The sequence below is a fragment of the Brevundimonas sp. GW821-FHT10A07 genome (assembly GCF_059415785.1).
In genome coordinates this window covers 43583-63813 of the sequence record NZ_JBWKNX010000017.1, presented here as the reverse complement: position 1 = coordinate 63813, position 20231 = coordinate 43583, and the positions used below count along the sequence as shown (strand labels likewise).

The 20231-nt window shown below is 65.0% G+C and carries 11 protein-coding genes; 4 read left to right on the top strand and 7 right to left on the bottom strand.

Annotated elements, in window-relative coordinates:
- Window positions 1-49: 49 nt before the first annotated feature.
- The 4 genes from AC07NC_RS13975 to AC07NC_RS13960 all read right to left on the bottom strand — a co-directional run bounded on the left by AC07NC_RS13975 (window position 50) and on the right by AC07NC_RS13960 (window position 6868).
- Window positions 50-1066 (bottom strand): AAA family ATPase, encoded by a 1017-nt coding sequence (locus tag AC07NC_RS13975; protein ID WP_494569933.1) that lies wholly within the window; start codon window positions 1064-1066, stop codon window positions 50-52.
- A gap of 86 nt (window positions 1067-1152) precedes the next feature.
- A complete protein-coding gene (locus tag AC07NC_RS13970; RefSeq protein WP_008262845.1) occupies window positions 1153-1827 on the bottom strand; it encodes a response regulator transcription factor in 675 nt (224 codons plus the stop codon).
- Between the two features lie 126 nt (window positions 1828-1953).
- Window positions 1954-4902 (bottom strand): TonB-dependent receptor domain-containing protein, encoded by a 2949-nt coding sequence (locus AC07NC_RS13965; RefSeq protein WP_494569932.1) that lies wholly within the window; start codon window positions 4900-4902, stop codon window positions 1954-1956.
- A gap of 439 nt (window positions 4903-5341) precedes the next feature.
- The gene (locus tag AC07NC_RS13960; protein ID WP_494569931.1) at window positions 5342-6868 is read right to left on the bottom strand and encodes a tryptophan halogenase family protein; all 1527 of its coding nucleotides are present in this window, start codon (window positions 6866-6868) and stop codon (window positions 5342-5344) included.
- 159 nt (window positions 6869-7027) lie between these two features.
- On the opposite strand from AC07NC_RS13960, the gene AC07NC_RS13955 reads away from it, so the two are divergent.
- A complete protein-coding gene (locus AC07NC_RS13955; RefSeq protein ID WP_494569930.1) occupies window positions 7028-8884 on the top strand; it encodes a glycoside hydrolase family 9 protein in 1857 nt (618 codons plus the stop codon).
- A 67-nt stretch (window positions 8885-8951) separates the two neighbouring features.
- Here AC07NC_RS13955 and AC07NC_RS13950 read toward each other — a convergent pair whose 3' ends face one another.
- Window positions 8952-12017, bottom strand: coding sequence for a TonB-dependent receptor (locus AC07NC_RS13950; protein WP_494569929.1), 3066 nt, complete (start codon window positions 12015-12017; stop codon window positions 8952-8954).
- Between the two features lie 130 nt (window positions 12018-12147).
- Between AC07NC_RS13950 and AC07NC_RS13945 the strand changes: the two genes are divergently transcribed.
- A complete protein-coding gene (locus tag AC07NC_RS13945) occupies window positions 12148-13674 on the top strand; it encodes a tryptophan halogenase family protein (RefSeq protein WP_494569928.1) in 1527 nt (508 codons plus the stop codon).
- A gap of 1 nt (window position 13675) precedes the next feature.
- Here AC07NC_RS13945 and AC07NC_RS13940 read toward each other — a convergent pair whose 3' ends face one another.
- Both AC07NC_RS13940 and AC07NC_RS13935 read right to left on the bottom strand, forming a co-directional pair.
- Window positions 13676-16180 (bottom strand): glycoside hydrolase family 3 protein, encoded by a 2505-nt coding sequence (locus tag AC07NC_RS13940; RefSeq protein WP_494569927.1) that lies wholly within the window; start codon window positions 16178-16180, stop codon window positions 13676-13678.
- Between the two features lie 250 nt (window positions 16181-16430).
- Window positions 16431-17489: a LacI family DNA-binding transcriptional regulator gene (locus tag AC07NC_RS13935; RefSeq protein WP_008259295.1), complete on the bottom strand. Its 1059-nt coding sequence runs from the start codon at window positions 17487-17489 to the stop codon at window positions 16431-16433.
- A gap of 261 nt (window positions 17490-17750) precedes the next feature.
- Between AC07NC_RS13935 and AC07NC_RS13930 the strand changes: the two genes are divergently transcribed.
- The gene (locus AC07NC_RS13930; protein ID WP_494569926.1) at window positions 17751-18851 is read left to right on the top strand and encodes a glycoside hydrolase family 5 protein; all 1101 of its coding nucleotides are present in this window, start codon (window positions 17751-17753) and stop codon (window positions 18849-18851) included.
- A 241-nt stretch (window positions 18852-19092) separates the two neighbouring features.
- The gene (dusA, locus tag AC07NC_RS13925; protein ID WP_494569925.1) at window positions 19093-20109 is read left to right on the top strand and encodes a tRNA dihydrouridine(20/20a) synthase DusA; all 1017 of its coding nucleotides are present in this window, start codon (window positions 19093-19095) and stop codon (window positions 20107-20109) included.
- Window positions 20110-20231 lie beyond the last annotated feature (122 nt).

Here is a 20231-nt window from a genome sequence, read left to right as displayed (position 1 = left end):
GGATCCCGCGGCGCCCTCAAGCACCCTCGCAAACAGCCCAGATTGGGGACTAGTCCGTCGCGTAGGGCCGCTTCACATGGGCCAGCACGTCTCCCAGGAGATCGTCGGCCGAAAGGGCGTTGGCCTGGGCGTGGTAGTTCAGAACCAGGCGGTGGCGCAGCACCGGCATGACCACGGCCGCCACATCATTGGTCGAGACCGCGAAACGGTCGTCCAGCAGGGCCTGGACCTTGGCGGCCAGCATCAGGCTTTGCACGCCGCGCGGCGAGGCGCCCAGCGCCACGCTGCGGTTGATGCTGTCCGGCGCATAGTCGCTGCCCGGCTGGGTCCCCATGACCAGACGAATGGCGTAGGCCTTGGCCGCCTCGGTCACCGGGACCTGCCGCACGACCGCGCGCATATGCTGCAGGGTCTCGGCGTTGGTGACGGCGTTCAGCACCACGTCGTGGCCGCTCGTCGTGCGATCGATGATGGCGTGATAATCGGCCTCTGAAGGATAGCCGACCACCAGCTTGAACAGGAAACGGTCCAGCTGGGCCTCCGGCAGCGGATAGGTGCCTTCCTGGTCCACCGGGTTCTGGGTCGCCATGACGCAGAACGGTTCGGGCGTCTTGATGGTGCGGCGGCCCACCGTCACCTGTCGTTCCTGCATCACCTCCAGAAGCGCGGACTGGGTCTTGGGCGTCGCGCGGTTGATCTCGTCGGCCAGGACCAGGTTCGAGACGATCGGCCCCTGCTGGAAGGTCAGTTCATGGCCGCCGCCCTCGGCTTCGGTCAGAACGGTGGTGCCGACGATGTCGGCGGGCATCATGTCGGGCGTGAACTGGATACGCGAGAACGGCAGGTCGATGGCCCGACTGATCGAGGAGACCAGCATGGTCTTGCCCAATCCCGGCACGCCTTCGAGCAGGACGTGGCCGCCGGCCATCAGCGCCGTCAGCACGCCGTCGACGACGTCGGCCTGCCCCACGATCATCCGCCCGACCTCGGCGCGGATCTTGATGAAGGTTTCCTTGAACGCGGCCGCGCTCTGGCGGGCCAGTTCTACGTCGTCAGTCGAAACCATTGAAAATCCGCACACTTAGATTCAGTCAGACAGGGTATGACACATAAGGCTTGCACCAGTCTGGCAGGCTTTCGAATGACGCGGCGTCAGCCTTCGTCCGCCAGACAATAGCCCAGCCCCCTCACCGCACGGATACGCACCCGGTCCGTGCGCCGCGCCAGATTGGTGCGCAGCCTTGAAATCTGCGACTCGAGCGAGTTGGCGTTGACGACCTTGTCGTAGCCGTAGACCCGCGCCTCCAGCGTCTCGCGCTGGATCACCGCGCCGGGTCGGGCCATGAGCGCCTCGAGCACCAGGGCCTCCGTTCGGCGCAACGTCAGCGGAGCCTCGTCGATGAAGAAGACGCCGCTCTCGAGATCATACAGCAGCGGTCCGAACTGACGGGTCTCGCGCCGAACCTCGAGAGAGCGGCGCAGGGCGATGCGGATTCGGGCCAGAAGCTCGCGGGGCTCGAACGGCTTGGCGATATAGTCGTCGGCGCCGGACTCCAGGCCTTCGACCCGATGATCCGGCGTCGCCATGGCCGTGAGGATAATGTAGCGCTGACGCCGGTTGCGATGGGCGGAATAGGCGATCAGCGAGACGCCGTCGCCATCCGGCAGTCCCCGATCCAGCAAGACCAGATCGAATTCATTGGCGTCCACGGCGCTGCGCGCAATGGCCAGGGACGGCGCGACATCGACGACGAACCCCTGGCGTTCCAGGTAGATGACGAGGGTCTCGGCGACATCCGCATCGTCTTCGACCAACAACAGACGCATCAGAAACACCTCGCTGGATCGAAGGCGTCGACCCCGTCGGCAATGCCGCACGCTTCTCCTTTAGCGAACCTGACGGCATGGGCGCCAGCGTCGGGGCGCGTCGCGTCGTGACGCGCCCCGACCCCTTCAGAACGAATACTGAAGTTCGAGGGAGAAGGTTCGACCCGCCGCATTGTAGCGCGCCGTATCGTATGGACGGCCCTGAACCACGACGAACGGCGGAGCTTCGTCCAGAATATTCCGGCCGGCGAAGTTCAGACGAATGTCGTTGTTGATCCGCCAGGCCGCCGTCAGATCCATGATCAGCATGTCATCGACCGGGATCAGACGGTCTTCCTCCTGGTTGACGCCAGCCGCGCGGAAGATGTCGTAGTCGTTGGTGTATTCAGGCGTGTAATAGGCCCAAAGAGACGCGTTGAAGTCGTGATAATACCAGCCGAGCGACCCCACCACCTTGTAGTCGTCCGTGCCCTGAAGAAGGCCCAAGGCGGACAGCGGCTCGCGTTCGGGGAACGCCTGACGTTCCGCCTTGATGTTGTCGAGCACATTGATCTTGGGTTCGAACGTACCCCAATTCGTGTTCCACAGATAGCTCAGTTCGTAGTTGATCGATTCATACTCCGACCCGACGATGTTGAAGGTCATCTGGCGCGCCTCGATGATCTTTCCGTTGGCGTCGCGCGGATAGAATTGCGTCAGGCGAAGGATTTCATCCTGACGCAGGAAGGTCTGGAGGTCCCTCGGGTTCGCATATTCGCTGTCGATCTTGGTCGAATTATACGCAACATCGAACGTCAATCCGTCCAGCATCCCCTGCGGACGCCACGTCAGGCCATAGCTCACCTGGGTGGATTTCTGAGGCTCAAGGTCCGGGTTCGACGTAACGACCAGCGGCACCACATAGCTTCCAGGCCGCGAACAGTCCGTCGTGCACTTGTACAGCGGGTCGTTGGAGATGGTCGTCGTGTTGCGTGTCGCGACCGGATTGAACAGCTGGGTATAGGGCGGCGCCTGGAAACCTTCCGTCCAGCGCGCGCGCAGGGCCAGGCCCTCGAAAGGCTCCCACCGCAGGCCGACGGCCGGCGTGGTGTTGGCGAAGGTGCTGGAATCGTAGAGCAGTTCTCCGCCCAGCGAATACGGCACGTTGTTCACCGTCCCGATCGGCCCTTCTGTCGTATAGCTGTCACGACGGGCGGCGAGGCTGAGCAGAAGCGATCGCATACCGGTGTAGTTGAAGTTCTCGCCGAAGATCGGAACCCTCAACTCCGCGAAATAGGCATGTCGATCTCGGGTGACCGGATTGACGGTGCGAATCCGCACTTCCTGGCTGTCGGTGTCGTCGGCCGTCATCTCGGCGCCGACCGCATAGAACAGCTTGCCGGCCGGCAGCGTCCACAGGACGCCGTTCATACGTGCTTCCCAGTTCTGGGTGCCAGACGTGCGCGCCTCCCTCACCGGGATATAATAGAAGTCAGCGGCGCTGGACCCGCCGCCGTCGGCGGTAGACTTCCATGGATTGAAGGCGAGGGTCGGATCGCTGCTGGTCAGGGCCAGGCACTGGCGATCAAACACGCCTTGAAGATAGTCGCGGTCGGTGCCGGTGACGCGATTTTCCGCCAGATCGCGATTGTAGCACTTCACCCCGTTCGGCGAGGTCGCATCCGCTTGGAAATCCACGACTGAACCCAGGTTCGGGCTCTGACCGGAGGTCTCGGCCTCGGATCGCGAATAGAGAAGCTCGATCTTGGTGTCCGCGTTGAACTGGTAGCTCAGGCCAGCATTGATGTTCCACTGGGTCGCGGTGTTTGAAATCCGCCCGGACGGCAGCTGTCCAGCCTCGACCTCCGCCTGAGGATTGTAGGCGACGACAGGCCCCGGCGTGAACCTGTCGAACGGATAGGCGGGGAATGGATTATAGGCCTGACCCGGCGCCAGCTGAACTCTCAGCCCCTCCGAATAGCGAATGTCCTGTTCGCTCTCGGAGCGCGTGTAGAGCGCATCCCCGAAGAACGTCAGCTTGTCCGTGATCTTCTGCTCGAAGTTCAGCGTAGCGCTGGTGCTTTCCGACTCCGGTCCGGCGAACTCGGGCACGAAATCAGGCAAGGCTTCCGCGCCGACAGTGATGAGGTCGGTCAGACTCGGGCGGCCGACGAAGCCGGGTCGCACGGTGAGGCCCTGGGCGACATAGCGGGCGTCGTAGGTAGGGGGTTCGAACGCATAGTAACCGCGATCAATAACGCCGGGCTGCAGACCCCGACTGAAGGACCGCGTATCGAAGGCGGTATCTCCGCCATAATAGCTGGAGTAGTTTTCGGTGACGAATCCGCTCTTGTGGTTGTTGACCGGTTTGCGGCGACTGAAGTCCAGCGTTCCCGAGATGTTTCCCGAGCCCCAGGAATAGCCGGAGAACAGACTGATGCGACTGTTGTCGGCGTCATTGCTCGACACCTCGTGCTGGACCGTCAGCGTCGATCCGACGAAGTCCTTGCGCAGGATGAAGTTGATGACGCCGCCGATGGCGTCAGCGCCGTAAACAGCCGAGGCCCCGCCGAACGAGATTTCCACGCGCTCGACGGCGCTGAGCGGAATCCCGTTCAGATTGGCGAACCCGTCCTCGATGCCGGCGGCGCCCGCGACCCGTCGACCATTGACCAGGATCAGGGTGTTGCCCGCACCCATGCCGCCAAGGTTCGCCGCCGACACGCCGAGCGAGCCGATCTGGGAGACACTGACCTTGTCGCGATTGGACAGCGGACCCCGCGCCCGCTCATTGGTGATCGCGCCGATGGTGGCGACGTTCTGCGGCAGGGTCCGGATCAACTGCTCGACGCTGGTCACGCCGCGCGCCTGAATCTCCTCCTTGGAGATGACGATGACGCGCGAGGTCGGATCCCCGCTCCCCAGTCGGCTGCCCGTCACCTCGACCGAGTCCACGACGGCGGCCTCGCCGGCGGTGTCGATGGCGGCCTGCTCGGCGCGCGCGCGTTCCTCATCCGTCTTTTGCGGCGCCGCCGATTGCGCCCAGGCGCCGCCGGCCGATGCACAGAGCATCAAAGCCAACATCGAAGTGCTCATCGTCCTTGTCATAAGTCTCTCCCCCTGCCGGCTACGCCGGCGCAATTTCCACCTCCGTTGCACGGTGAAAGGAATGACGCGGTGTTCAGTGACCGGCAGAAATTCCGCAGCACGTTGCAACACCGTCATGGTTACGTCGCCAAGCTTGCACCAAACTGGCAGCACCAACGGCGTTCTGCTGAATTCGCCGATTTCAACACCCGCAAGCAATAATATTGCCCGGAGTGACGACGGAGACACAGCCCGTGCATGATCGAGCACAGGATCGGCCCATACCGGCAATCCCTTCCTTCCGACAGGGCAATGGGAACACCACGGGCGGGCGGATTTCCTACGCCCGTTCCGACGGAGGCGCTGTGTCCGTTGGAGGCGGGACGGGTCTTCAGCGGGGCCCGCCCCTCAAGTCATCCGGGACGCCCCCCGCGGACGTGAGACCGATCTAGAGGGGCAGGTGCGCGCAATATCGGGCAATATAGTCGTCCTGAGAGGGAAGCCTGGACGACGCTTCGCGCACCATCCTTCGCAGCCGCTCCAGGCTCGACATCAGTTGGGTCGCGCTCACTGCGTCGACGAGCGGGTGATGGCGCCGAGGCAGGATGTCCTGCCCCAGATAGACCGCGACCCAGCTCGGATGCAGGAACAGACCTTCTCGATAATCTTGAACGATCCCGCGCGCGCGGAATAGCTCGATCTTCTCCGAGAGCGTATCCGGCAGCGGCATGGTGCGGACATAATCCCAGAAGGGCGTGTCGTTCCGGGCGGTCGCGCAATAGTGCAGGATTATGAAATCGCGGATCCGGATGTATTCGAGATCCATCTGGCGATTGAACTCCGCCTCCGTCGCCGGGTCGATCACGGCGGTTGGCCAGAGTTCGATCAGCTTGGTGATGGCGATCTGGATCAGATAGATGCTGGTCGATTCCAGCGGTTCGATAAAGCCCGAGGATAGTCCCACGGAGACGCAGTTGGCCGCCCAGTTCCGCGTCCTCTGACCCGCCGTGAACTTCAGGACGTTCGGCGCCTTAAGCGGCTTGCCCTCAAGGCGCCCGACCAGTCGATCCAGCGCCGCAGCCTCGTCGATGAAGGCGCTCGAATAGACATAGCCGTTGCCGACCCGGTGCTGCAGCGGAATGCGGAACTGCCAGCCCGCTTCCAGCGCCGTGGCGCGGGTATAGGGGACGGTCGGCTGATCACTCTCGCACGGCAGGGCCGCCGCCCGATCGCACGGCAGCCAGTGCGACCAGTCAGTAAAACCGGCCTTCAATGTCTGTTCGATCAGCAGCGCCCGGAATCCGGAACAGTCGACGAACAGGTCACCCTCGATCTGACGCCCATCATCTAGCGTCACCTTGGTGATCGCCCCGCTCTCGCCGTCCTGCGCCACATTCTGGATGCGCCCCTCGATCCGGCGCACGCCCTCCGTCTCGGCCATGCCCCGCAGGAAACGGGCGTACAGGGTGGCGTCGAACTGATAGGCGTAGCGGTACGTCGACAACAGCGAGCGGGGATCATCGGACGGCGGGGCGAACCGACCCTCCCGCGCCGCCACGACCGGCAGCGAATAGTCGTCGATCGGTCCGACGTCCCCCAGCTCGCGTCCCCGCAGCCAGTAGTGATGAAAAGGCGCCTCCCCGCCCGGCGCGCCGTAGTCGCCGAAGGGGTGGATGTAGCTGCCCCCTATCTGGCCCCAATTCTCGAACTGGATGCCCAGTTTGAACGTCGCCCTCGTGGCCTTCATGAACGCCGCTTCGTCGATTCCTAGGCGTTCGTTAAAGGCGCGGATGTGCGGCAGGGTGGACTCCCCGACGCCGACCGTCCCGATCGCCTCGGACTCCACCAGGGTGATCTGGACGCCCGAAGGCGCCACTAGCCGCGCGAGCGCCGCCGCCGTCATCCAACCGGCTGTTCCGCCGCCAACGATCACGACCCGTCGTACGGTTGTTGCGGATGGGATTGCAGTCGTCATCGCCCGCTCGTTTCAGGCGCAAACGCGCCGCATCTTGAGGTCCGGCACGATGGCCCGACCGGAAGGCCGCGACAACACCCCCGTTGTGACAGCGCTGTCAAGTGATAGACTCGCCGCTCTAATGCGGAGCGGATCAAGCCGCTCGCCTCGGAGGAAACCATGACACCCAAAACGCGTCTGTTGGCGGCGGCCGCCGCGCTTGCCTGCTTGCCCCCCGCGACTGCGACGGCTCAAAACCTCAACGTCATTCGATTGAATCAGGCGGGCTTCGAAACCCACGGCCCCAAGATGGCGACCGTGCCGAATCCTTCGCGCCAGCCGCTTGACTGGCGTGTGCTGGACGAAGCCGGCCGACAGGTCGCCGAAGGCCGGACCAGTGTCTTCGGAGAGGACGCCGCATCCGGCGAGCACGTCCACACCGTCCTCTTTTCCGACATCCGCACGCCCGGATCCGCCTACCGACTTGTCGTAGGCGATCACGAAAGCCGGCCGTTCGCGATCTCCGATCATCCGTACCGGTCGCTGCAATACGACGCCCTCTCCTATTTCTATCAGAACCGCGCCGGCGTCCCGATCGACGTCAAGCATGTCGCCCGCCCCGATCTCGCTCGGCCGGCCGGACATGAGACGGAGACCGCCACCTGCTTTTCCGGAACAGACCAGTTGGGCACGGCGTGGCCCGGGTGCGACTACAGCCTCGACGTCAAAGGCGGTTGGTACGACGCCGGGGATCACGGAAAATATGTGGTGAACGGCGGCATAGCCGTGTGGATGCTGCTGAACGCCTATGAAAGAGCGCAGGTCAAGGGCGGCCAGGGCGCGGTCGCCTTCGCGGACGGAAAGGCGAATATTCCGGAAGCAGGCAACGGCGTCGACGATCTGCTCGACGAGGCGCGTTACGAGATCGAGTTCCTGCTGAGGATGCAGATACCGGAAGGAACCAGGGCGATGGTCCCTGTCGGCCCGCAACGGCGCGATCATCCGCTCCAGCTGACCGAGATCGACGCCGGGGGCATGGCCCATCACAAGGTCCACGACGCGTCCTGGACGGCGCTGCCGACCGCGCCGGCCGACGACCGGGAACGCCGCCTCCTCTATCCGCCCAGCACGGCCGCCACCCTCAATCTCGCGGCGGTCAGCGCGCAGTGCGCCCGGATCTGGCGCTCGATCGATCTTGAGTTCGCTCGACGCTGCGCGACCGCGTCGCAGCGCGCCTATCGGGCCGCGCTGCGCAACAGGTCGATCTTCGCGCAGGATCGCTTCCCGGGCGGCGGCGGCTATGGCGACGAGGATGTATCGGACGAGTTCTACTGGGCCACGGCGGAACTTTACGCCTCGACCGGCGCCGCCGCCTATCTCACCGCCCTGAAGACCTCGCCCTATTACCTGGGCGCTCCCCGGTCTGGCTCGACCGCCACGGGCGATCCCAGCTGGTCTTCCGTCGCCAGCCTGGGATCCATGACCCTGGCCCTGGTCCCCTCCCCCCTGCCCGAGGAGGACCGCGTCAGGGTTCGAGCCAATCTGGCGGCGAGCGCGCGGGCCTATGTCGAGGAAGGCTGGCAGTCAGGCTATGGCGTGCCTTTCGGCGGGGCCGATTATCCCTGGGGTTCCAACGGCACCATCCTGAGCCGCGCCGTCGTCCTGGGCCTCGCCTTCGACTTCACCGGCGACTGGAACTACCGCAACGGCGTCATCCAGGCGCTCGACTATGTCCTGGGGCGCAACCCCCTCGATCAATCCTATGTCAGCGGGTACGGAGCCCGGCCGCTGCAGAACCCGCATCACAGGTTCTGGGCGCATGCGGCCGATCCCGCCTATCCGGCGCCGCCTGCGGGCGCCCTGTCAGGCGGCCCCAACAACCAGTCCATGACGGACGAGGTCGCCAAGACCCTCATCGGACGTTGCCGGGCCCAGACCTGCTGGGTCGACGACATCCGCGCCTACGCCCTGAACGAAGTCGCAATCAACTGGAACGCGCCTCTGGTCTGGACCGCCGCCTTCCTCGACGACCACTGAGCAAAAAAAGGCGCGCCGTCCGGAGACGGCGCGCCAGGTTCGCTCAGGAAGCGATCGGGGAGAGGCGTTAGAAAGTCCCGCGGACGACGAAGGAGAAGCGACGGTCATTGCGGAACCACGACCGCGGCGCCTCCTGCAGACTGTTGTCCAGCACCTGAAGGGTCTTGGTCGTTTCGTTCGTCAGGTTCACGGCCTGGACGCCGACCTTGATCCGATCGTTGATCGAATAGAACAGCGAGCCGTCCAGCTGGCCGGTCGCATCGGACATGATCGGCGAGAAGGGAACGATCTCGTCGCGCGTCGTCAGCAGGAACTCCGAGCGCCAGCTGTAGGCCAGGCGCGCCGAGATCTTGGCGTTCTCGTAGATGGCCGTGAAGTTGGCGTTGTGCTGCGACAAGCCTTCCAGAGAGAGTTGGCTGGTGTCGATCGCCGTCTCGCTGCCGCCGGGATTGGCTTTACCCGCGTCAAGGTTCTCCTGCGGGACCCCCGAGCTGTCGATATAGGTGTAGTTGGCCTGTATGCCGAAGCCCGACAGCCAGCCAGGCAGGAAGTCGTAGAACTGCTGATAGGCCAGCTCCAGACCCTGGACGGTCCCTTCGTCCGAGCTGTTCATCGGTCCCCGGACATAGACGTCGAAGGTCTGACCGTTGTTGGTCACCGAGCGCTCGTAGAAGCCGTTGGTGATCACGTCTTCCAGGGTCTTGTGGAACAGCGACAGGGTCAGGGATCCGGTCGGCGCGAAATACCATTCGCCCGACAGGTCGAACTGGCGCGACTTGATCGGGTCAAGGAAGGTATTGCCCGCCTGCGCTTCGAAGCCGAGGAAATCATTGTCCACGACGCGCGGCAGGATCGGCACCTGATCGCGGGTCAAGCCCAGGTCGGACCGGCGGATCGCTTCCGAATAGCCGAAGCGCATCAGGAACTCCGGCGTCAGGCCGAACTTGACGTTCAGGCTGGGAAGCCAGTTGCCGTAGCTGTGTTCCGCCGTCTCGGGGATCGAGGCGCCGGTGGCGAAGGCCAGGGCGGCAGCCTGCTGTTCCGGCGTCAGCTTGCAGAAGGCCGGCAGTTCGCCACCGCCGACCGGCGCAGCGCAGGTCCCGCTGAAGACCTGGTTCGCCGTGGGGAAACTCAGCGCGCCTTCCGCCGAAATCTTGGTCTCCACATAGCGGACACCCAGGTTGCCGGTGATCGCGACGCTCTGTCCCCACACCGGCTCGGCGCCGTTGTTGAACTTGACCATCAGATAGGCGGCGGCGGTTTGCTCGTTGGTCGAGTTGATCTCGCCGGGCGTGAACGGCGTGCCGGGCACGACATTGGATCGGGCCGCCAGAGGAACCCAGCCGTTGCCGCCCCAGATGGCGTTCATCGACTGGACGAACGCAGTGGTCTCGGCATAGGAGCGGGCCGGGTTGCCCGCATAGCCGAAGGCGGTCACGGGAACGCCCATGCCGGCGAAGCTGTAGGGCGAAGCATGGTCGAGGCCGCCGGTGAAGCGCGGCGTCGCGACACCGCCCTGATCGAGCCAGACCGGACCGGTCGCGCCGTTCCAGATCTCCGACGTCACCCCCCAGTTATAGGCGGAGTTGCGGGTGGTCTGGTCGCGTTCGGCGAACCGGCCGCCGACCTTGACCGATTCAAGCCAGCCCGCGTCCAGATCATATTCGGCATCGGCCTTGAAGGCGTATTCGTCCCCTTCGCTTTGCTCGATGTGATCCATGGCGTTGCGCCAGAAATAGTTGGCCGGATCCGCCAGGTAAGGATCGATCGGGCTGCCATCGGGCGCCAGCAGGCTGAGCGACGGAAGGTCGCCCGTCAGATCGAGAACATCGACGGCGAAGAAGGAGTTCGTCAGCTGGAAATCGACCGCGTCCACGGTCGAGTCGACATACTGGGCGTCGAAGTTGAAGCGCAGGCGGTCCGTCGGCGTCCACTTGAAGTTGAAGCCGTAGTCGCTCGTCACATAATCCTGGACCACGCCCCGTTTCACGAACAGGTGCTGAATCCCGTTCAGCGGCACGGAGGGATCGGCCGAACGCCAGTCGGCGATCGAAGTGATCGCGCCGCCGGTGAATATCCCATCCTCATTGTAGGTCCAGTTGGTTCCGGCGAAGGGCCGGCGGTTGCCGGAATCGTCAACGACGGACTCGATGGCGCTCTCGAGCCAGGCCTGCTGTGAATCCGAGCGCAGATACTGGAGCGTGGCGATCATCTTGCGATCATTGGAGCGCCATTGGCCGGCTGCGGCGATGCCGTCGCGACGGCGGTCGAACTCCTGGGTGCGGAACGCCAGGCCCGACGGCGTCCAGCGGTCCTCGCCGTCCACGGTCGACAGACGATAGTTGAGGGATTGCAGGCCCTCGGCGCGGGAATCGAGTTCCGAATGAACCCCGCTCAGCAGCAGGCCGAACTCGCCCATCGGCGTTTCCCAGCGATCGCTGGCGAGCAGCGAAACGGTCGGCGCCAGATTGTTGCGCATGTCGCCCCAGCTGACCTCGGTGGTGAAGGCCACCATGCTGCCGGGCGCGTCAAAGGGCTTTCTTGTGTTGAGATTGACGGTGCCGCCGATGCCGCCCTCAATCATCTCGGCGGACGTGTTCTTGAAGACCTCGACGCTGCCCAGAAGCTCGGAGGGCACGTCGGCGAACGAAAGGTCCCGGCCGTTGTTGGCCGAGAAGGTGTCGCGTCCGTTCAGTTCCGATCGCACGAAGTTGAGGCCGCGGATCACCACGCCCGATCCTTCGACCGAGAAGTGGTCCGGGTCGTTCGCCCCCGCGAAACGGTTGATCGAAACCCCGGGCACCCGTTGCAGGGCTTCGGTCACCGAGCGGTCTGGAAGGGCGCCGATGTCATCGGCCGTCACGGCGTCGACGAAGACGTCCGAGCTTTCCTTGATGCGCTGCGCGCTGCGCAAGCTGGCGCGTATCCCCGTGACGACGACCTCTTCGATTTCCTGGGCCGTTCCGTCGGACACCGTGACGTCCTGGTCCGCGCTGGCGTCAGCGGCGGGAGCGGCGGTCTGGGCCATGGCCGGCCCGGCCAGCAGCAGCGCGCCGAAAGCGAGCGCCGAGGCGCCATGCATCAGCCGACGAGAATGCAGGACGACAGGCGTCGCCGTGGTGGTCTGGATCATTGAACTCCCCCTAAGAGACATGTTTTTTTGGACGCGCTGACAGCGCTGTCAACGAAAGCGACTAGCATGAGCCCTCTGTATCGTCAATGTAATCAACACGTCCTGACCTGCCCAAAACCGAAAGACGCCCATGACACTGCTCGCCTCCGCGCCGCTCCATCCGGACGCAATACGTGAGGTTCTGATCGTCGGCGGCGGCACGGCGGGATGGATGACCGCAGCCGCAATGACGCGTCTGCCGGCCGGGATACGTGTTCGTCTGGTCGAGTCCGAGGAGATCGGACCGGTCGGCGTCGGGGAAGCCACCATTCCTCCCCTTGTCACCTTCAACGCCATGCTCGGCATCGACGAAGCGAGCTTCATCAAGGCGACCCAGGGCACGTTCAAGCTCGGGATCGAATTCGTCGATTGGGGCCGAAAGGGCGATCGCTACATGCATCCGTTCGGCGAGGTCGGGATGGATATGGAAGGGCTGAAGTTCCACCAACACTGGCTGCGACAGGCGCAGGGCGGCGACCCGACCCCCATTGAGGACTATTGCCTTTCGGCCGTCGCCGCACGCCTGGGACGCTTCACGCCCGCCAGCAGCGATCCCCGGACGGTGCTGGCCAGCCTGCGGCACGCCTATCATTTCGACGCGGCCCTTTACGCCGGCTTCCTGCGTCGCTTCTCCGAAGCGCGCGGCGTGGAGCGTATCGAAGGCAAGGTCGTCGGCGTCAGTCTTCGGGATTCCGACGGCTTCATCGAGTCGGTCCGCCTTGCGGACGGCCGGCGACTGGACGCCGACCTGTTCATCGACTGCAGCGGCTTCCGGGGCCTCCTGATCGAGGAGGCGCTCGCCACCGGATACGAGGACTGGAGCCATTGGCTGCCCTGTGATCGCGCCCTGGCCGTTCCTTCGGCGAATACGGGCCCGCTTACCCCCTTCACCCGCGCCACTGCGGATCGCGCCGGCTGGCGCTGGCGCATCCCGCTCCAGCAGCGCACCGGCAACGGTCATGTCTACGCCAGCGCGTTTACGACCGACGAGGACGCCCGGGCGTCGCTGCTCGCCGGGCTGGAGGGCGAGCCGCTCGCAGAGCCGCGCCCCCTGCGTTTCACGACAGGACGCCGCCGTCGCCAGTGGGTCAGGAACTGCGTCTCCCTGGGCCTGTCATCGGGCTTTCTCGAGCCGCTGGAATCCACCAGCATCCATCTGATCCAGAGCGGGATATCAAGGCTGATGGCCCTGTTCCCGACCCGGCGGTTCGATCCCGTCCTGATCGACCAATTCAACCGCCTGTCCCAGACCCAGTTCGAGCAGGTGCGGGACTTCATCATCCTGCATTACAAGGCGACCCAGCGAGACGACACGGACTTCTGGCGGCATGTCGCAGCCATGGACGCGCCCGAGTCCCTCGAGCGCCGCATCGCGCTTTTCAGGGCCGGGGGACGCTTCATGCGCGACGGCGACGAACTCTTCAGCGAGGCGAGTTGGGTCGCGGTCTTCACCGGCCAGCATATCCTGCCGCAAGATCACGACCCGCTCGCCGACGGCGTTCCCTACGCCGCCATGGCCCGCAAGCTCGCAGGTCTGCGCGGCATTATCCGAAAGACGGCCGAGGCGATGCCGACCCACGAGGCCTTCATCGCACGCTGTTGTCAGCCCTCCGCCTGATCTAGCCGGCCGGGCAGATCGCGTCGCCTTCATTGGCCGCCAGACGGATTTCGGACACCGACAGGGTCAGGGCGCCGGCGGTCTCGATCTGGAACGGGGTATCGACGGCGGTCAGATCCGCGCCGGCGTCACGGAAGCAACTCAGGCGAACCTTGAGGCTGCGCCATTCGCCCAGGGGCGCAGCGCCGAGGATTGCGGACATGTCCACACGCCCCTGGCCGACAGACAGCGCGACCGAAGAAGCAGGTGCGGCGTCCACCCGGTAGCGGAAGGACAGGGCCATCTCGCCGTTGGCCTGACGGCTGACATCGATCGGCGTGCCCCAAATCTTGGCGCTGCCCGCGCCGGCGCCGGAAAAGGCGAACTGCTGGCCGCTCTCCTGCGCCAGGTCATCGACGGGGCGGACCGAAACGGCGTCTCGCGGGCTGGTCGCCGCCTGTACAGAACCAGGCTTGTTCTGGCCGCCGGCGTCCGCAAGCATCAAGGCCCAGGGCGCGACATAGCGGCCGTCGACGAAGTAGCGGTCGACACTGCCGATCTCGCCCACGACGCCGCTCTCTTCCGACAGGACGCCGACCCGACCGCCGTGCGCATAGGTCAGGCCGTAGCCATAGGCGAACTGGGGATCATAGCCGGGCTGGCCGACGTTCAGGGGTTCGCCCCTCGCGTCCTTGGGCCAGCTGAACGACAGCTTGCCGTTGAAGTCGGTGCGCGGCTTGCCCGCGGCATCGCCGATCAGGACGTCGGCTACGCCCCCGCCTTCCGTCCCCGGCAGCCAGGCGGCCACAAAGGCGTCCGAGGCGTTGATCTCGGGATTGGTCCACATGGGACGCCCGGACAGGAAGACCGAGACGGTGGGAATCCCCGCTGCGTTCAGGCGCTTCAGCGTCTCCAGCGGTTCGGTCGGCAGGAAGTCCAGCGTGTCGACGTCGCCCTGGAACTCGGCATAGGGGGTCTCGCCGAAGACGACGATCGCCACGTCTGGCTTTTGGGTGAAGGCGCCGTCAGGGCTGAGCGTCGCCTGACCGCCGCCGGCGGCGACCGCCTCCTGGATACCGCCCCAGATCGACTGACCGTTGGGGAAGTCGGCGTTGGTGTTCCCGGTCCCCTGCCAGGTCAGGGTCCAGCCGCCCGAAGCCTGGCCGATGTCGTCGGCATGGCCGGCGACCAGGACCCGCGCACCCGAGCGGATCGGCAGGACGGCGCCTTCGTTCTTCAGCAGCACCAGCGACTTGCGCACCGCCTCGCGGGCGATGGCGCGGTGGGCCGGGGAGCCGAGCTCGTTCAAACGGCCTTCCACAGGGCGTTCGTCGCTGAACAGGCCGGTCTTGACCTTGACCCGAAGAATGCGCCGCACGGCCTCGTCCAGACGCGCCGTCGGAATCTCGCCGGACCGCACCTGGGCCAGGGTGTTCTGATACAGAGGCTTCCAGCTATCCGGCGCCATAAGCATGTCGATGCCGGCGTTGACGGCCAGGGCGCAGCTCTCGTTCGAACAGCCGGGCAGTTGCCCATGAGCGTTCCAGTCGGACACGACGAAGCCGTCAAAGCCCAGCGGCCCGCGCAGGACGTCGGTCAGGATCGTCTCGTTGCCGGAGTGTTTGACGCCGTTCCAGCTGGAGAAGCTGGCCATGATCGACAGGACGCCGGCGTCGATGGCCTGGGGATAGCCGCCGAGATGGACGTCGATCATCTCCCGCTCATGCCCCTGGAAATCGCCCTGGTCCTTGCCCTCGAAGGTGCCGCCGTCGGCCAGGAAATGCTTGGCCGATCCGGCGATATGGCCCGCAGCCAGGGGCCGGTCTGCGGAAAGATCGCCCTGCAGACCCAGCGTCATCGGCGCCGCATAGGCGCGCTGAACTTCCGGATTTTCCGCGTAGCCCTCATAGGCCCGCCCCCAGCGATCATCGCGCGGCACGGCCAGGGTCGGCCCGAAGGTCCAGTCCGCGCCGGTCACGGCGACTTCCAGCGCCGTGGCCTGGCCGATCCGGCGGATCAGGTCCGGATCCCGCGCCGCGCCCAGGCCGATATTGTGCGGAAAGATGGTGGCGCCGACGACATTGTTATGCCCATGAACGGCGTCGATGCCGTAAATCAAGGGTACGACCGTGCCCTTGCGTTGGGCGTTGGCCGCCCGGAACGCCTGCGCCAGTTCGACCCATTTCCCGGCCGAGGCGCGCTCGTCGCCCCCCGGGGAAGAGTTCCCTCCCGCCAGGATCGACCCCAGCGGATAGATCAGCAGGTCCTCCGGCTTGATCGAAGCAATGTCGGCCTGAATCATCTGCCCGACCTTCTCCTCGACCGTCATCCGCCCCAGCAGATCGGCGACAAATGCCTCAGTCGCCGCGTCGCTCATGGCGGCGGGCGACGCCGCGTGCGGCCAGAGCGCGGGATCGGCGTGCGCCTCAAGGGCGACTGCATTCTTTTCCTGAGCCAAGGCCGCCAGTGGGCTGCAGGCGAGCATAGGAACCGCAAGGACAAGCGTGATCAGGGAGGCGTTGCGCATGGTGAGGCCCACAGAGGAAGAGAGCGCCCGCCGCGAGCCCAACAGGATTGCCGCGCAACAGGCTTCAAGGTTTTCGGTTGAGACATCGATCGGCGCGGATCATACGCACCACCGCTTGAGGGAGGTCGGCTGAATCCAGAGGTCTCCCCGGCGCTCTCGTCCGTCTCGAAGAAAGGGTCCATGGATTTGACAGCGCTGTCAAGGCGGGGGTGGATATGTGGCGCTCCGCTCGCGCCGGAATCTTCCCGGCCTAGGCCGCGCCCGTCGATCTCCGCACGATAAGTTCGTAGGGAACGATCAGGCATCCCTCCAGGGACTGCTTCAGCGCCTCGTCCTGGACACCCGAGATCACCGGCATCAAATGCCGCGCCGCGATTGCGGCCATCTCGGAAACGGGCTGGCGGATGGTGGTCAGCGCCGTCGTACCGAACATGGCGGCCGGCGTATCGTCGAACCCGGCCACGGAGATATCCTCAGGCGCCCGAACGCCACGCGCCGCAGCGCCCTGCAGCACGCCGAGCGCGGTGTCGTCGTTGCTGGCGAAGATCGCTGTCAGCCCGAGGCCGGCGCCCAGGAAGGCGTTGATCGCCGAGACGCCGGACTGGAAGGTGAAATCGCCGTACGCGACTGCGCCGTCCGCGACGGACAGGCCGTTGTCCGCCATCGCGGACAGAAAGCCGTCGAGGCGACGCCGGCTGGCGACATAGGCGACGGGGCCGGTGACGAAACCGATCCGACGGTGGCCCAAGGCGATAAGGTGCGCCGTCATGTCGTAGGCCGCCTGCCGTTCATCCATGGCGATGCAGACCCCCCGCTGGAGGTCACGCTCGGGTCCGATGCGCGCATAGGCGACGCCGGCTTCGTCGAGCACATCCAGCACAACGGGGTGATCCGAGTTCGGCGGCGTCAGGATGACCCCTTGAGGTCGGATGGAGGTCAGCAGGGCCGAAAGATCCCTGCCGAGGCTTTCGGACGCATAATCCACCAGTTCGATCATCAGGTGATGGTCTGTGCGTCGCACCTCCATAAGGGCGCCCATTTCGAGCCGGCTGAGGTAATCATTGCCCCGGCCGCTCCGCCAATGCTCGATCGTCAGCTCGGCGTCCACCAGCGCCGCGATGATCGATGAGGAGGCGCCCGCGAGGCTGCGGGCCGACAGACTGCGCCGATAACCCAGGCTCTCGACCGCAGCCATCACACGATCGCGCAGACCGGGGGTGACGTTGGCCTCGCCGTTCAGGACCCGAGACACGGACTTGATCGAGGCGCCCGCTGCGGCCGCCACGTCATAGATGGTGGCTCTCGCCATGCCGCTCCCCATCGCGCGAGCCTCCCTGACCAGACAGATCACTGCGCTCGGGCGTCACCGCATCCCTAATCCCGAGACGGCCCCTTTCGCAACCGCTCTCGGGCGTCCGCCGCAATCGCATCGCCGGATCGCTCCCGTGGCCGACGATTTAGGGGGGGCGGAGTCCAAATTGTTGACGACAGCGCTGTCAAAGCTGTTTGATACGTATCGACGATCTTTCGCGAATGGATACCGATGTCCCGCCCAAGTCCTGCTTTACAGATGATCTGTTTCATCGCGGCCGTGATGGCGTGCTGCCTCGTCATTCTTGCGATCAGTGGTCCGGCGCTCGCGTCCGCGTCGCAGGCGCCTACCGCTCGCCGAGCGGCGGATGAGATGGGCAAGGGATTCAATCTGGGCCAGATGTTCGACGCCGGCCAACACCCGCCGACGCTGGAGGCCGCCCGGGGCAAGATCGCCGCCTACTATGACCGCGGCTTCCGCGTCGTCCGGATCCCCGTGACCTGGACTGAAGTCGTCGACGGCGGGACCCTGGCGGACCCGGACACCGGCGCCATTGATCGGGACGCCGAACGACTTGCGGCGCTGACAGCGGTCATCGACTACGCGCTCGCCAAACCCGGCCTCTACGTCGTGATCAACGCTCACCACGAAACCCGGCTGAAGGACGGCATGCGCGCCGACGTCCTCGAGCGACTCTGGTCGGATATCGCCAGCCTGTACCGCGACCGGGACCACAGGCTGGTCTTCGAAATCCTCAACGAGCCCCATTTCAGCAATCACGACGCGATGCCTGCGGACCGTCTGAGGGAAATGACCGGGCGCGCCTACAGGCGAATCCGGGCGAACGACCCCGAACGTGTGATCCTCATCGGTGGAAATCAGTGGTTCGGCGCCGACGAAATGGCCAAGACCTGGCCCGATCTCGAGGAGGTCGGCGGAGGGCGAGACCCCTACCTGATGGCGACCTTCCATCACTATAATCCCTGGACCTTCAACGGCGACAATCAGGGCGACTACGCCGATCCCTGGACCGAAGCCGACATTCACGGACCGATGCAGGTCATGGCCGAATGGGCAGGCTCGACCGGACAAGGCATGCCCGTGTTCATCGGCGAATGGGGCGTCGGCTGGCACAGCCGATTGGCCGCCATGGACTGCAACAACATCCGGCTGTGGTACGCCCGGTTCAACGCGCACCACGCGGCTCCGCTCGGCATGCCTACCGCGGTGTGGGACGATGGAGGCTGGTTCCAGCTCTACGACCACGAGAAGGAGGCCTTCAGCAGCAATCTCATCGACTGCATCGACGGCCAGTGTCGCTGGACGGGATCCGACCGTTTCAACGCGGATTGCGCATGATCCCTAGGCGCCTAGAGCGTCCTCAGCGGCGCGGCGTCTTCCCAACGGATCCATTTCGTCGATGTGAAGGGCGATGAACTCACCTTTGCACCGACGTGAACGCGCCGCCGAAGTTTGCGGATCGAAGCCATCTTTTGGGTGCAAAAAGAGTGCAGTGAGAGGTCGTTAAGAGGCCAAACCGTCGAAAAACGCGTAGAAGCGTCGGCGACCAACGTATACAGACCACCTGAAACCACACAAAATGTCGATAAATCAATCACGTCGGCTGTCCGTGGCCCCGATGATGGACTGGACCGACCGTCATTGCCGGGCCTTCCATCGCGTCCTGACGGCGCGCGCCCTGCTCTATACGGAGATGGTCACTGCGCCGGCCGTCCTGCATGGCGATCGGGATTATCTGCTGGGCTTCGATGCGGTCGAGCATCCGGTCGCCCTGCAACTGGGCGGTTCGAACCCGACGGAACTGGCCGAGGCGGCCAAGGTGGGCGAGGCCTATGGGTATGACGAGATCAATCTGAACGTCGGCTGTCCGTCGGATCGGGTCCAGTCCGGCAAGTTCGGCGCCTGCCTGATGCGCGAGCCGGAACTGGTGGCCGACTGTATGGCGGCGATCCGATCGGCGGTGTCGATCCCGGCCACGGTCAAATGCCGGATCGGAGTCGATGATCAGGAGCCGGAGATCAGCCTGTTCGCCACGGTGGACGCCTGCGCCGCCGTGGGGATCGAGGTCTTCATCGTCCATGCGCGCAAGGCCTGGCTGCAGGGTCTGTCGCCCAAGGAAAACCGGGACGTGCCGCCGCTGGATTATGATCTGGTGCGCCGGCTCAAGCGCGAACGGCCGCATCTGAACATCTCCATCAACGGCGGGATCGCCAATCTGGACGAGGCCGAGGCCCATCTGGCCGAGACGGACGGGGTGCGGCTGGACGGCGTCATGATGGGTCGCGCGGCCTATCACGAGCCGGCCATCCTGGGTCAGGCCGACCGCCGACTGTATGGCGCCGACACGGCGGATGTGGACGCCTTCGCGGCCCTCGACCGCTACCGGCCCTATATCGCCGCCCGGCTTGAGGAGGGGGTGCGCCTGCCCGCCATCACCCGGCATATGCTGGGCCTGATGCACGGCCGTCCCGGCGCGCGGGCCTTCCGCCGCATCCTGACGGTCGAGTCGATCCGGGCGGACGCGGGGCTTGAGGTGCTGGACAGGGCCGCAGAGGCGGTGCGCGAGGCCGAGGCGCGTCGCGAAGAGGCCGCCTGAAGGTCGATAAAAAGCGTCTTGTTTTCCTGTAGTTGGAAACTCGGCAGCGCGCTGGGGCGACCGCATGGAGCGCCGCGCCCCTTTCTAGCCACAAGTTAACGCGACAAACCGGGCGCCGGCGG

Coding starts and splice junctions, on each gene's coding strand:
- AC07NC_RS13960 (WP_494569931.1), bottom strand. CDS start 6,868: ATGACGACTGCAATCCCATCCGCAACAACCGTACGACGGGTCGTGATC.
- AC07NC_RS13970 (WP_008262845.1), bottom strand. CDS start 1,827: ATGCGTCTGTTGTTGGTCGAAGACGATGCGGATGTCGCCGAGACCCTC.
- AC07NC_RS13935 (WP_008259295.1), bottom strand. CDS start 17,489: ATGGCGAGAGCCACCATCTATGACGTGGCGGCCGCAGCGGGCGCCTCG.
- AC07NC_RS13955 (WP_494569930.1), top strand. CDS start 7,028: ATGACACCCAAAACGCGTCTGTTGGCGGCGGCCGCCGCGCTTGCCTGC.
- AC07NC_RS13930 (WP_494569926.1), top strand. CDS start 17,751: ATGATCTGTTTCATCGCGGCCGTGATGGCGTGCTGCCTCGTCATTCTT.
- AC07NC_RS13965 (WP_494569932.1), bottom strand. CDS start 4,902: ATGAGCACTTCGATGTTGGCTTTGATGCTCTGTGCATCGGCCGGCGGC.
- AC07NC_RS13940 (WP_494569927.1), bottom strand. CDS start 16,180: ATGCGCAACGCCTCCCTGATCACGCTTGTCCTTGCGGTTCCTATGCTC.
- AC07NC_RS13945 (WP_494569928.1), top strand. CDS start 12,148: ATGACACTGCTCGCCTCCGCGCCGCTCCATCCGGACGCAATACGTGAG.
- AC07NC_RS13950 (WP_494569929.1), bottom strand. CDS start 12,017: ATGATCCAGACCACCACGGCGACGCCTGTCGTCCTGCATTCTCGTCGG.
- AC07NC_RS13975 (WP_494569933.1), bottom strand. CDS start 1,066: ATGGTTTCGACTGACGACGTAGAACTGGCCCGCCAGAGCGCGGCCGCG.
- dusA (WP_494569925.1), top strand. CDS start 19,093: ATGTCGATAAATCAATCACGTCGGCTGTCCGTGGCCCCGATGATGGAC.